The following is a 12923-nucleotide window of genomic DNA, read 5'->3' on the forward strand; positions in this document are numbered from 1 at the left end:
CTGTTCACGAAAAGCACGGGCGGGCACAATCCAAAGCATGAATAAACGTGCATTTCGACACACAAACATCAGGGGCAAGGGCTTCACGCTGGTGGAGCTGATGGTGACGGTTTCTATCTTGGCGATTTTGCTGGCGATTGGTGCGCCGAATTTGCGAGATTTCTTGCTCAAACAACAGGTCGCAGCCGATGCAGACACTTTGTCATCGGCCTTCAGGCTGGCACGGTCTGAAGCGCTTAAGCGCGGTGGCGTGGTGACCATCTGCCCCAGCCCGGATCCTTCGGCCGATCCCCCTGCCTGCGTTGCGAATGAGACCACAAACTGGTCAACCGGATGGCTGATTTTCGTGGACTATCCCCCCAACGCATCGGGCTCGACTGGTGCGTACGAAACCGTTGACACCCTCATCCGCGTTGAGCAAGGTATCCGCTCTGGGCAGATCACATCCAGCGACAGCCGGAAGTCGGTCTCCTTCCTGGCCAGTGGCATCTCCAGCAACGCGGCCGCCAGTTACACCATCAGCTCATCGGCCGATGCCAAACCGCTTTTTCAACAATGCGTCACCACCAGCAAACAAGGTCGCGTCAAGTCAGCGGCAGGCGCATGCTAGAGATCAGGCCTCTCACCATGAGTTCACGCAAGCCAACCTCAAAAGGCCAGCAGGGCGCCACCCTGATCGAAGTGCTCGTTTCGATGCTGGTGATATCTCTGGGCATCCTGGCGATGGTCATCCTGCAACTGAACACCACGAAATACGCCAAGGCCAGTGAATACCGCGCCATTGGTGCCCTGCTGGCCAGCGACCTGACAGACCGCATGCGCGCCAATCGCCCTCAGGAAACTGAAACCGCGGGCAATTACGCTCACACGCCCAAGGCCTACCCTCCAGCCAAACCAAACGGGGGTAGCGGCTGTGACACCAAGGATGCAAAGTGCAGCACCCAGCAGATCGCCGACAAGGACGTCGCCGACTGGCTGGTCAGCGTCTACAACGCGCTGCCTCAGGGTGAGGCTTTCGTCTCCACCCGAGAAGCCAATGGCGGCATTGACCTGTGGTTGATCTGGACCGAGCCCAACAGCACTCAAGGCGGCAACCAGGCTGAACCAGGCGGCACCTCGTCCTGCCCCACCGATGTGCTGGCCGCCGATGCCAAGCAGACCACCGTGCCGCAATGCATGCATTTTCGAATCACCGACTCATGAACCAGACCTCCCCGCATTTCATACCGAGGCAGCGTGGCATCTCGTTGATCGAACTCATGGTGGCCATGGCCATCGGCTTGGTGGTGATCGGCGCGGTTTTCAGCACCTACCTGCACTCCAAGGCGGGGTCCCGCCAGGCTGCCGCACTGTCCCAGGTCTCCGAAGACGCGTCCATCACCCTGGGCATCTTGCGCGCCCACGTCAGCATGGCGGGGTTCAGTCAACCCGACGCCAACAACGGCTTTGATGGCTTCGGCATCAACCGCAGGCTTAAAGGCGCAGCCATCATCGGCTGCGACGGCGGCTTCAAATCCGGTGAATACGCGATGAAGCCCAGCGCCGTGACCTGCAAGACCATCGCAGCAGGCGCCGCCATCAACCCACCTGACAGCCTGATCGTGCGCTACGAGGCCGATGAACGCAACGGCCCCTTGGTGAGTCCGACGGGCGGAGGAACGGACGCACCAGCCGACTGCGTGGGCACGGCCTTGGTCAAAGGCGCCAGCCCTTTGGACTATTGGGTATCAGACAGCCGCTTCAAGATCGACACCGATTCCACCGATGGAAAAAACCTGGGGCTGAAATGCCTGGGTAGCGGTAAACATGCCACCATCGATGTCGATTTCGATGCCGCCGCTGCAACGACCAACTTCGGCGGCCCCGGCAACGGCTTCCAGCCGCTGGTCAACAACATCGAGGACATGCAGATCAGCTACGGCGTGGCCGACACCGCCCAAGTCGTTCCCGTGGGGGGGGTGACTGCCGTAAACAGACCCGGCAAACGAGTCGTGCGCTACATCAACGCCAGCGATGTGGGCGATCCCATCACTGGCGATTGGGACAAAGTGATTGCCGTGCGGATATGCCTGGTGGTGCGTAGCGAGGACAACGTGCTGGACCAAGCCACGCCCTACCGTGGCTGCAGCAACGCTGCCGCACCGACCACCGTGATGACCCCCACTGACCGCCGCATTTACCGCGCCTTCACGACCACCGTCGTGTTGAACAACCGCATTTGACGCACGCACCATCATCATGTTGACGCCCCCCCTCACTCGGCGCGTTCGCCCGCCCAGACAACCGACCGCCTCACGCCAGCAGACTGGGGTGGTGCTAATCATTGCGCTCATCATGCTGGTGGTCATTGCACTGACATCGGCAGCCGTCATGCGCAACAGCCTGAACGCCGACATGATCAGCCAAAACACCCGCCGTCAGGCGCAGGCCATGCAGGCTGCGCAAACCGCCCTGGGCTATTGCGAAGGCAAGGCGCGCGTCGACGACCCCGCCATCAAAGCCACTTATGTGAAGCCCGCTGTCACCCCATCGAAGAAGGAATACTGGGTTGAGTTCGCGCAGTGGACAGCAGCGGCCGCCGCGGTGACAGGAGACTCGCCCGCTCCCTCAAACGCAGGACAAGTCAATGTGCCCAGCGACATCCTCACTTCGGCCACGATCGAGGCCAACGACCCACCCCGCTTTGCCCCCCAATGCATGGCGCAATACCGCTCTGTGCCTGGGACCACCGAGCAAGTGGTCGTGGTCACTGCCAGAGGCTTCAGCAATGACTATCAGGAAGCCAGCGGCCGCACCCAGGCCGGATCGGTGGTTTGGTTGCAATCCGTTTTGCGGTTGGAAAAGTAATTGAATGGCCGCCAGCTCGCTCAAATCGACAGGACTGTGTATGTTGAACATGACCATCAAACCGCCATCAGGCTTCGGATCTCGCCCCCTGCTTCGCTTGACGGGCCTGCTGCTCTTACTGGCACATGCCTTGCCTCTGTGGGCCGCACCCGCGCAAAGCCCTCTGATTAACCGCGCTGAAAACAAGCCCCGACCCAACTTCGTGCTGACCCTGGACGATTCCGGGTCCATGACCTACCAATACATGCCCGAGGGCGTCAAGAGCGTGGTGGTGGGCACCAGGATTGAAACCGTCAGCTTCCCGAGCGACGCACGGGTCTACATGCACCCGGACGAGATTGACGCGAACATGTCCTGGAACGAACCCGACAGGTCCGATATCCACCATGTGGCTGCCGACGTCTCATCAGCCCCCGCAGACGCAGGAACCCTGCTGGCTCAAATGCAGATGCGGTCTCCGCAGATCAACAGCATCTACTACAACCCGGCCGTCAAATACCAGCCCTGGGTGGATGCCCAAGGACGAAGCTTCGCCGCGGCAACACCCGCCAGAGCTTACTTATCGCCCCTGATGTTGGCCCCCGGCTTCGACCCTCCCACCAAAGCCCCTGCGGTAAACCTCACCAACACCAACGCCAGCCCGACGGCCCGCTGGTATTGCTCGACCAGTGCTGGCGCGCCAACCTACTTGCCTTGCGCCGCCACCCCAAAGAGCTACAACCCGGCCATCGTCTATTTGCTCAACGCTGGCCAGTCGCCCAACTTTCCGCTGCCCACCAGCTACACCCTGTACGACCTGAATACCACTGGAAACAAAACATACCCTGGCGCATACACACAGCGCGAGAACGATTGCACCGTCTCCGGGACCTCCACCGTCTGCAGCCAGGCGGCAGAGTTGGATAACTATGCCAACTGGTTCGTGTTTTACCGATCCCGTCTGCTGCTGACGCAAGGCGCCATCCCGTCGGCCTTCAGCGACGTCAACGACTCGATTCGACTGGGCTGGGGCACCATCCATTCAGGCAACTTCGAGGTCGACTCCCGAGCAGAAACCATTGTTCAGCAGGGGGTACGCAATCTCAGCACCGCACACAAAGGCAGCTTCTACGATTGGCTCAGAAATCGCCCCACCTACGGCCGCACACCCAACCGCATCGCACTGGCCGGGGTAGGCACCTATTTCCAGCGAGAAGACAACGGCAGCCCCTGGAGCTCTGACCCCGGCGCCGGGTCGGCCACCAAACTCAGTTGCCGGCGTTCCTACAACATCCTGGTCACCGACGGCTACTACAACGACTCGTACTCTGCCGTGGGCAATGTGGATGCCAGCAACAACGTGGCCCCCTATAACGTCTACCCCTTCCGCGACGACACATCCGACACCTTGGCGGACATCGCCATGAAGTACTGGGCAACCGATTTGCAGCCCAATGTGGCCAATGAAGTAGTCAAGATCGACAGCACGGAAAGCCCCTACAAAAGCGATCCGGCCACCTGGCAGCATCTGACCCAGTTCACCGTGGGCCTGGGTGTGACCGGCACCATGCCCACCACGTTGGCACAACTGGACCGATTGGCCCTGTGCGGCAAAACAGGGGGCGTGTGCTGGTCAAGCAACGTGATCGACGATCTATGGCACGCCGCCGTGAACAGCCGTGGCGAGTACTTCTCGGCCAAGGACTCGGACACACTCACCAGCTCGCTTCAAAAAGCGCTGCAATTGGGCAGCGAATCCATTCAGAAAGAAGCAGGCGTGGCCACTGCGGCGCCCACCTTGATCACCAACAACATCAAGTTCGTGCCGCAGTACCAGCCCATCAACTGGACCGGCAACATCCTGGCTTATGCGCTGAACGAGTTGGGCATTGCCTCGGTCGAACTCTGGAATGCGGAATCGAGCTTACCCGCGCCGGATGCCCGAAACATATTCATCAGGGATGCTGGCGCAGGCAGCACCGTGGCATTCACCAAAGGCAACTACACGAATTTCAGCGCCGACCTGATCAGCGCCATGGGCTCACAGGCCAGCGCCAACCTGGTGGACTATTTGCGAGGTAACTACCCCGCTGATGGCGTTCCACGCCGCAATCGCAAAGCCTTGTTGCCGGACTTCGTGAACTCCACGCCCTTGTTTGTCAAAGGCGGTTTTGACCTAGGTTATGTCAAGCTGGCTGCCGACGCTGTGCCCGCCCCCGCCGTGGCTCCCGATGTGGGCGCCAGCAAGTACCTCGCATATCTGAAGGATAAAAGCGAGCGCACCAATGGCGCCCTGTTCATCGGTGGCAATGGCGGCATGCTGCACGTGTTCGATGAAACCGGCGTAGAAAAATTCGGCTTTGTGCCCTACGCTGGGGTGGGCAACTTGTACAAGCTGGCCCGCCGGGACTATGGCTCGGCGGCCAACTTCCACCAGTTCTTCGTAGATGGCCCCCTGGTCGAATCGGACGCCTACCTCAAAAGCGGAGACACCTCATCCTGGACCAATGTCGTGGTCGGCACCATGGGTGCGGGCGGGCGCTCTGTATTTGCCCTGCGCTTGAACACGAGCACCCCCGCCACGCTGAACGCCAGTTCGGTCCTGTGGGAAGTGAACGGCCCCGCTGGCACAAGCGGCGGCAGCGACGTCGGCAAGAACGACATCGGCTACATCACCAGCCAGCCCCAGGTGGGCATGCTGCCCAATGGAAAGTGGAAAGTTTTTGTGGGGAACGGCCTGGACAGCCAGTCGGGCAGAGCCGCCTTGCTCGTGATCGACCTTGAATCTGGCGCTGTGGACTCAGTGACTGTGGGCAGCGCCACCGCCAATGGCCTGGGTGGTGTGAGCCTCATCAAGAGCAGCACCACGAATGCGGTCCTAGGCGCCTACGCTGGTGACGCAACCGGCAAACTTTGGCGCTTTGAATACGCTAGCTCGACTGGGATGATGATTGCTGGCTACGGCGGGTCACCACTGATGACATCCACTGACTCACAAGGTGCTCCGCAAGCCATCACTGCCGCACCCGTGGTCAGGAGCCACCCCAACGGTGGGAACATCGTGGTGTTCGGTACAGGCCGTCTGTTCAGCGACACCGACAGCGACACCATCCAAACCCAAACTTTGTACGGCGTGTGGGACAAGGTCAAGGCAACGGAAACCAGCACTGGAGCGGTACCCATCCCAAGCGGCAGTTCGCTGCGCGCCGCAGACTCCCTCTTGGTCAACCAAGAGATCACCGGTTTCACCGTGGTCAACCAAGTGGATGCTCAAGGTAACCCCATTACCGTCATTGATGGCAGCGGCAATACTGTAGCCAAGACAGATACCTTCTTTCAACTGAAATCCAAGCCTGTCGATTGGGGTACCAAGAAGGGCTGGCTGCTGGATCTGAACATGCCCGTCGGCGGCAGTGTCTTCGATCATCCCCGGGTGATCGATGCTCTGCAGACCTTGGGTGAATCGGTTTACATCACCGCATTGACCCCTGCCCCGAATGCCGGCGAAACTTGTGGCGCCAACCAAACTGCCAAGGGCTATGCCTTTTTGCTGAAACTGCTCAACGGGGCACAACAGGTCGTGCCCTCCTTCGACACCGATGGCAATTCGGTCATCAATGGTAATGACATCGTCTCCGCCGGCATGAGCACACCGGCAGGACCGCAGATCATTGTGCGCAGAGAATCCCCGCTGGACTTCGAAACCGGAGCCGGGCCGGACAAGGTCACGCGCAAATGCACAGCGGGCAGCGCCCAGAACGCGGAAGGCGCGCGCGACGGGCAGGACTGCCTCGATCCCTCCAAAATTACCGTTTCTCCACTCAGAGTGCTTGACCGCACCTGGCGCCAACTCCTCAATCCTCCGGCGCCCTGATGATGACGCGAACCATTCTGCTCTCGGAAATTCCAAGGCCCACTTTCATGCTCAGTTCTTCGCCCATCCCCCGACGTTCCCACGGTTTCACCTTGATCGAGCTAATGATCGTGGTGGCCATCGTCGGCATCCTGGCCGCCATTGCCTACCCGTCCTACACCCAATATGTGCAACGAAGTCGTCGGGTCGAGGCTGAAGCAGTGATGCTGGAGGCTGCGCAATTCATGCAGCGCTTTTACTCAGCGCACAACAGTTACAAGACACAAATAAACGGGACAACCGCGGTGGTGTTGCCTGATTCCATGAGCCGTTCCCCCAAAAACAGCACCGACAGCACCAAGCAATACAGCATCAGTCTTCCAGCGAACAATCTGAGCGCAACCACATTCACCCTGCAAGCCGAACCCACGGGCTCCATGGCGTCAGACAAATGCGGCACCCTGACCTTGACTCAAACCGGCGTCAAAGGCGTAGCCACTGATGCCACCGCCACCGTTAAGGACTGCTGGAAGTAAACGTGCCCTCACTGAAGCCCGACAGCCCAATACTGGCCACCGTTTCACCCTCGAAATTGCGCGCAACAGATCTAGAAAACAAAATCGCCCAGATCTGGGCCGATGTACTAGAACTACCAGCCTTCACCTTCACACGCCAAGACAACTTCCTTGATCTGGGCGGTGACTCCATCTCTGCCACCCAGGTGGTTTCCCGCCTGCGCGACCAGTTTGGCGCCACCATTTCCCTTGATCTGATGTTCGATCAAATGACGGTTGGACGACTGGCTCAGATCGTCGTCACACAACTACAACACCAGCACACTGGCACACCACCGCCACCGTTGCCACGCATCGCGCCGCAACCCAGGGATCAACCTTTACCCACCTCCCACGGCCAACGCCGCATGTGGCTGGTGCAACAGTTCGCCCCTGAATCCACCGCCTACAACGTCCCCTTCGCGCTGCGCCTGAAAGGGCCGCTGAATCGCAGCGCGCTGACCAAGGCTGTTCAAACCGTCTGGTCGCAGCACGAGGTATTTCGAACCAGCTTCACCGCCACATCAAAGGGCTTGCAGCAATCCATCGTCGATGCGCTGCCGCCCATCCAGATGCTCGAAGCCGACCTCGGGCCCCACCCTGAAGCCGACCAAGAACGCCTTGCCAGGCAGTTGCTCCATCACTCGGCCACCACGCCCTTTGACCTGACGAGCCCGCTGCTGTGGCGATGCCACCTGGTGCGCTTGAACGACAACGACCACATCCTGGCCTGGATAGCCCACCACATCATCATTGACCTGTGGTCCAACCTGAATCTGACCCGGGAGCTGGCGCAAGCCTACAGCGCGTTGTGCCAAGGTCAAACGCCCGCACTGACAAGTCACACCATCGACTGCGCCGACCATGCCCACTGGCAGCTCAGCCCGCCGGTCATGCAGTACCTCGAGCCACAACTGCAATACTGGCTAGCCCAGCTCAAGGATCTGCCCCCCTTGAGCCTGCCCACGGACAAGCCTGCCACACCCCATTGGTACCGATCGGGAAAGCGCATCACCAGGCCCATCCCCGCCAGCACCTTGAACGGCCTGGCCAAGATGGCGGCCTCAGGTGGGCACAGCCCCTTCATGATCTTGCTGGCCTGCCTGAACGTGCTGCTATCACGCCAGGCGCGGCAAACCGACATCGCGGTGGCCACGCCCATTGCCAATCGCCACCATGCCGACACCGAACACTTGGTGGCCAGCCTGGTCAACACCCTGGTGATGCGCAATGATCTGTCCGGCGACCCAAGCTTTCAGGAGTTGCTGGACCGTGTCAAAGCCACGGCCTTGAAAGCCTACGCCCACCAGGACCTGCCCTTTGACTTGCTGGTCGAGAAGCTGGGCGCCACTCACCGCCACGAAGACACCCCGCTGGGCCTGTCGGTGATGCTCAATGTGCCCAATGCCGCCCAAGGACAGGCGCCATTCCATGAGCTGGACACCAGCCGTTTTCTGTTCGACCGCGGCTCCACGCAGTTTCCGCTGACACTGGTTGTCGACACCGAGCAGACCCGGCACATTTTTCTGGAATACGCCGACACGCTGTTCGACGAAGCCACGGCCAGCGCATTGGTCGACAACTACCTCACGTTGCTGAACCAGGTGATGGCCCAGCCGCAAGCGCGGTTGTCAACACTGAAATGGCTTAGCCTTGCCGAGCGCGCGCAACTGCAGCGCTGGAACGACACCACGACACAGCAAGATCCCGCCAACGTCCATGCCCTTGATCTGATCAGCGATCAGGCGCATCGGCATCCTCACGCTTTGGCCATCAGTTTCGGCGACCAGACAGTCAGCTACGCGGACTTGCTCCTCCAGGCACGGCACATCGCCCAATCCCTGCGGGACCAGGGTATCGGCCATCAGCACCGCGTGGGCATCTGCCTTGAACGTGGCCCCGACCTGGTGGCTTCCGTGTTGGCCATCTGGATGACCGGGGCGGCTTACGTGCCGCTCGACCCCGCCTATCCCGCCGAACGCCTGCAGTACATGGCATCAGACGCCAAGCTGTCGCTGGTGATCACGCACGAAAGTCTCGAATCACGGATGGAGTGGCCCCCAGGCTTGCAATTGCTGCTGGACCATGCCGTGGCAGCCACCATCTGGGGCAGTGAAGCGCCAAGGCCTCTGGACAGTGACGATGCGGCCTACATCATCTACACATCGGGCTCCACAGGTCAACCCAAAGGGGTCGTCATTCCCCACCGCTCCCTGGGCAATTTTCTGACCAGCATGGCCAACATGCCAGGGCTCGGAGCCCGGGATCGGGTTTTGGCGGTGACCACGCTGTCGTTCGACATCTCGGTGCTGGAGTTGCTGCTGCCATTGACCGTCGGCGCGCACATCGTGATGGCCAGCCAGGATGATGTCCTGGATGGACACGCCCTCAACGCACTCATGACCCAGCACCAGATCAGTGTCATGCAAGCCACCCCGTCCACTTGGCGCCTGTTGATCGACGCGGGCTGGACTGGCCGGACCACGGGTTTCAAGGCCTTGGTCGGTGGCGAGCCCCTGAACAAAGACCTGGCGGCCCAACTGTTGAGCAGGGCCGAGCAAGTCTGGAACATGTACGGCCCCACCGAAACGACGGTTTGGTCCACCTGTTGGCGAGTCAATAAACCCGCCGATGGCATCCGCATTGGCAGCCCAATCGCCAACACGCAAGTCTGGATTCTCGACGAGCATGGCCACCACTGCCCGGTCGGCACACCAGGTGAAATCGCGATTGGCGGCGACGGCGTCGCCTCCGGCTACTGGAACCGCGAATCCACGACACACGAACGCTTTGTTCCCACTCAATTCAGCAACAAACCCGATGCCAGGCTGTACCGAACAGGCGACCTGGGCCGCTGGCTCTGGAGCGGTGAGCTTGAACACCTGGGCCGCCTTGATTTCCAGATCAAGGTTCGGGGACACCGCATCGAGCCTGGTGAAATAGAAGCCCAGCTGTCCCGACATCCCGCCGTGTCCCGCGCTGTGGTCATTGCCCGAGAAGACACACCAGGCGACGTCAGGCTCGTGGCCTATGTCGTGCCGCGTCAAAGCATGCCCTCGATGGCAGTTCTGCGAGAACACGCCAGGCATTGCCTGCCCGACCACATGCAGCCCCAGCACTATGTCGAGTTGCCGGCAATCCCGCTGCTGGCCAATGGCAAAGTCAACCGGCAAGCCTTGCCGCCGCCCACCATCACCGCTCCCGAGTCGCCGCATCCTGAAGCGCCATCAAGCTCACTGAGCACCGACACCCAAAAGCTGCTGGCCTTGATCTGGCAAGAACTGCTGGGCGTCAACCACATTCAGGTCTACGACAATTTCTTCGACCTGGGCGGGCATTCGCTGCTCGCTGTTCAGGCCATTGCAAAAATGGAAAAGGTGACTGGCAAGCGGGTCAGCGCTCGGCGCTATATCTTCGAAACCCTGGCTCAACTGGCCAGCTCGTATGACCAGGCAAGCTCAGAAACCACCGCCTCAGCCGCTCCAGTGAATGCGCCCGGCTTTCTGCAAAGATGGCTGGGAAGGAATCCAAAGCAGTGATGTCCATCGCGCCTCGTGCTCGGATCAGCTACTCTCCTTGCCCACCCGCTTCGCCGTCTCCTTGATCGCCGCCACAAACTCACTCACATCATCAAAGCTGCGGTAAACCGACGCAAAGCGCACATAAGCCACCTTGTCCAGCTTGCGCAACTCATTCATGACCCATTCGCCCAGTTGGGTCGAGTTCACTTCCTTGTCGCCACTTTGGCGCAACCTTGCCTCGATCGATTCAATCGCCAGGTCAAGCGCCTCGGCGCTCACCGGGCGCTTGCGCAGCGCCACCATCATTGACCCCTTCAGCTTGGTCCGCTCATAGTCAGTGCGCCGCCCATCGCGCTTGACGATGGCGGGCAGTTCGATTTCAGCGCGCTCATACGTGGTGAAGCGCTTGTCGCACCCCCCGCAACGGCGGCGGCGGCGCGTCGAATCACCTTCGTCAGAATCACGGGTTTCAACGACCTGGGTATCGGGGTGTGCACAAAAAGGGCAACGCATGGCAAAGGCCCATCCAAACGGCAAGCAAGACAATAAAAACAAAAAACCCGGCACAGGGGCCGGGTTGCAATATCAATCGATCAACGGTAAACCGGGAAATCGCGGGTCAGCGCCGCGACCTTCTCGCGCACGCGGGCCAGGTTGGCTTCATCGTGCGGGTTGTCCAGCACATCGGCGATCAGGTTGCCCACGGCGATGGCCTGTTCTTCCTTGAAGCCACGCGTGGTGAAAGCGGGGCTGCCCAGGCGGATGCCGCTGGTCACCATCGGCTTTTGCGGGTCGTTGGGGATGCCGTTCTTGTTGCACGTCATGTGCGCCTTGCCCAGGATGGCTTCGGCTTCCTTGCCCGTCAGGTTCTTGGGGCGCAGGTCCACCAGCATCACGTGGCTTTCAGTGCGGCCCGACACGATCCGCAGGCCGCGCTGGATCAGCGTGTCAGCCAAGGCTGCCGCGTTCTTCACAACTTGCTGTTGATAAACCTTGAACTCGGGCGACAGGGCTTCTTTGAAAGCCACGGCCTTGCCCGCGATCACGTGCATCAACGGGCCACCCTGGATGCCCGGAAAGATCGCGCTGTTGATCTTCTTGGCGATGTCTTCGCCGCGCATCAGGATGATGCCGCCACGGGGGCCGCGCAGGCTCTTGTGCGTGGTCGAGGTGACGACGTCGGCATGCGGCACGGGGTTGGGGTACACGCCCGCCGCTATCAGGCCAGCGTAGTGGGCCATGTCCACCATGAAGTAGGCGCCGATTTCTTTGGCGATCTTGCCAAAGCGCTCAAAGTCGATGCGCAGGGCAAAGGCCGAAGCGCCCGCGATGATCAGCTTGGGCTTGTGCTCACGCGCCAGGCGCTCCATGGCCTCGTAATCGATGTCTTCCTTGGCATCCAGGCCGTAGCTCACCACGTTGAACCACTTGCCCGACATGTTCAAAGGCATGCCGTGGGTCAGGTGGCCACCTTCGGCCAGGCTCAGGCCCATGATGGTGTCGCCGGGCTGCAGCAGGCCGAAGAACACGGCCTGGTTGGCTTGCGATCCAGAGTTGGGCTGCACGTTGGCGTATTCAGCGCCAAACAATTGCTTCAGGCGATCAATGGCCAATTGCTCGACCACGTCCACGAATTCGCAGCCGCCGTAGTAGCGCTTGCCGGGATAGCCTTCGGCGTACTTGTTGGTCAACTGCGAACCCTGCGCCTGCATCACAGCGGGCGAGGTGTAGTTTTCCGAGGCGATCAGCTCGATGTGGTCTTCCTGGCGCTTGTTCTCAAGCTGGATGGCAGACCAGATCTCGGAATCAACGTTGGCCAGGGTTTGTTGGGCGCGGTCAAACATGAAAGGCAGTCCTCTTCAGTCGTGTGAAGACCCACCGCAGCACTTCATTGCTGCCAGAGGGCTGCCCAGGCGAACGGCGCAACAGCAATCAGGCCAGATGCCTGGTGCCGGCCGCGCTTCCCGGTGGTTCACCACCTCAGGCCCTGGTTGGGCCGTCTATCGCCAGTCGCGCGGCAAGTGTGAATTGTATCGGACTGGGCACCTCAGTGCGCCAAAGCCACCTGTTCAGCCCGGCGAATGGGGGCCGTGTCACTGGCTGAAGGCGCGGTCGGCACGGCCGCAGGCGGGATCACCACCGCAGGCGCGACTGCACCAGTGCCCTGCA

General features: G+C 60.6%; 9 protein-coding genes and 1 riboswitch. Of the genes, 7 read left to right on the forward strand and 2 right to left on the reverse strand.

Annotated features, from left to right (window positions below):
• From H7225_RS04445 to H7225_RS04475, 7 genes are all read left to right on the forward strand, one after another.
• The coding region (locus H7225_RS04445) for a GspH/FimT family pseudopilin (RefSeq protein WP_290659580.1) at positions 1–610 on the forward strand (610 nt) is incomplete at its 5' end.
• Between the two features lie 17 nt (positions 611–627).
• Positions 628–1203, forward strand: a complete 576-nt coding sequence (gene pilV, locus H7225_RS04450; protein WP_290659581.1) for a type IV pilus modification protein PilV — start codon at positions 628–630, stop codon at positions 1201–1203.
• The gene (locus H7225_RS04455) at positions 1200–2222 is read left to right on the forward strand and encodes a PilW family protein (RefSeq protein WP_290659582.1); all 1023 of its coding nucleotides are present in this window, start codon (positions 1200–1202) and stop codon (positions 2220–2222) included. Before pilV ends, H7225_RS04455 begins: the two co-directional genes overlap by 4 nt.
• 112 nt (positions 2223–2334) lie before the next feature.
• A complete protein-coding gene (locus H7225_RS04460) occupies positions 2335–2847 on the forward strand; it encodes a hypothetical protein (protein ID WP_290659583.1) in 513 nt (170 codons plus the stop codon).
• A 40-nt stretch (positions 2848–2887) separates the two neighbouring features.
• The gene (locus H7225_RS04465; RefSeq protein ID WP_290659584.1) at positions 2888–6700 is read left to right on the forward strand and encodes a PilC/PilY family type IV pilus protein; all 3813 of its coding nucleotides are present in this window, start codon (positions 2888–2890) and stop codon (positions 6698–6700) included.
• Positions 6700–7215, forward strand: a complete 516-nt coding sequence (locus tag H7225_RS04470; protein ID WP_290659585.1) for a type IV pilin protein — start codon at positions 6700–6702, stop codon at positions 7213–7215. The genes H7225_RS04465 and H7225_RS04470 overlap by 1 nt, the downstream gene beginning before the upstream one ends.
• Positions 7216–7217: 2 nt before the next feature.
• A complete protein-coding gene (locus H7225_RS04475; RefSeq protein WP_290659586.1) occupies positions 7218–10772 on the forward strand; it encodes an amino acid adenylation domain-containing protein in 3555 nt (1184 codons plus the stop codon).
• A 24-nt stretch (positions 10773–10796) separates the two neighbouring features.
• On the opposite strand, the gene nrdR is transcribed toward H7225_RS04475, so the two are convergent.
• Both nrdR and glyA read right to left on the reverse strand, forming a co-directional pair.
• Positions 10797–11267: a transcriptional regulator NrdR gene (nrdR, locus tag H7225_RS04480; RefSeq protein ID WP_290659587.1), complete on the reverse strand. Its 471-nt coding sequence runs from the start codon at positions 11265–11267 to the stop codon at positions 10797–10799.
• An 80-nt stretch (positions 11268–11347) separates the two neighbouring features.
• Complete coding sequence (glyA, locus tag H7225_RS04485; protein ID WP_290659588.1) at positions 11348–12598, reverse strand: serine hydroxymethyltransferase; 1251 nt, start codon at positions 12596–12598, stop codon at positions 11348–11350.
• Between the two features lie 56 nt (positions 12599–12654).
• Positions 12655–12778: riboswitch (ZMP/ZTP riboswitch) on the reverse strand.
• Positions 12779–12923 lie beyond the last annotated feature (145 nt).

The sequence above is a fragment of the Aquabacterium sp. genome, assembly GCF_014378415.1.
In the GTDB taxonomy this organism is placed as follows: Bacteria; Pseudomonadota; Gammaproteobacteria; order Burkholderiales; family Burkholderiaceae_C; genus Aquabacterium.

Excerpts from the sequence above, each read along its gene's own strand:
- pilV (WP_290659581.1), top strand. The coding sequence starts at position 628 with ATGAGTTCACGCAAGCCAACCTCAAAAGGCCAGCAGGGCGCCACCCTG.
- H7225_RS04455 (WP_290659582.1), top strand. The coding sequence starts at position 1,200 with ATGAACCAGACCTCCCCGCATTTCATACCGAGGCAGCGTGGCATCTCG.
- H7225_RS04460 (WP_290659583.1), top strand. The coding sequence starts at position 2,335 with ATGCTGGTGGTCATTGCACTGACATCGGCAGCCGTCATGCGCAACAGC.
- H7225_RS04465 (WP_290659584.1), top strand. The coding sequence starts at position 2,888 with ATGTTGAACATGACCATCAAACCGCCATCAGGCTTCGGATCTCGCCCC.
- H7225_RS04470 (WP_290659585.1), top strand. The coding sequence starts at position 6,700 with ATGATGACGCGAACCATTCTGCTCTCGGAAATTCCAAGGCCCACTTTC.
- nrdR (WP_290659587.1), bottom strand. The coding sequence starts at position 11,267 with ATGCGTTGCCCTTTTTGTGCACACCCCGATACCCAGGTCGTTGAAACC.
- glyA (WP_290659588.1), bottom strand. The coding sequence starts at position 12,598 with ATGTTTGACCGCGCCCAACAAACCCTGGCCAACGTTGATTCCGAGATC.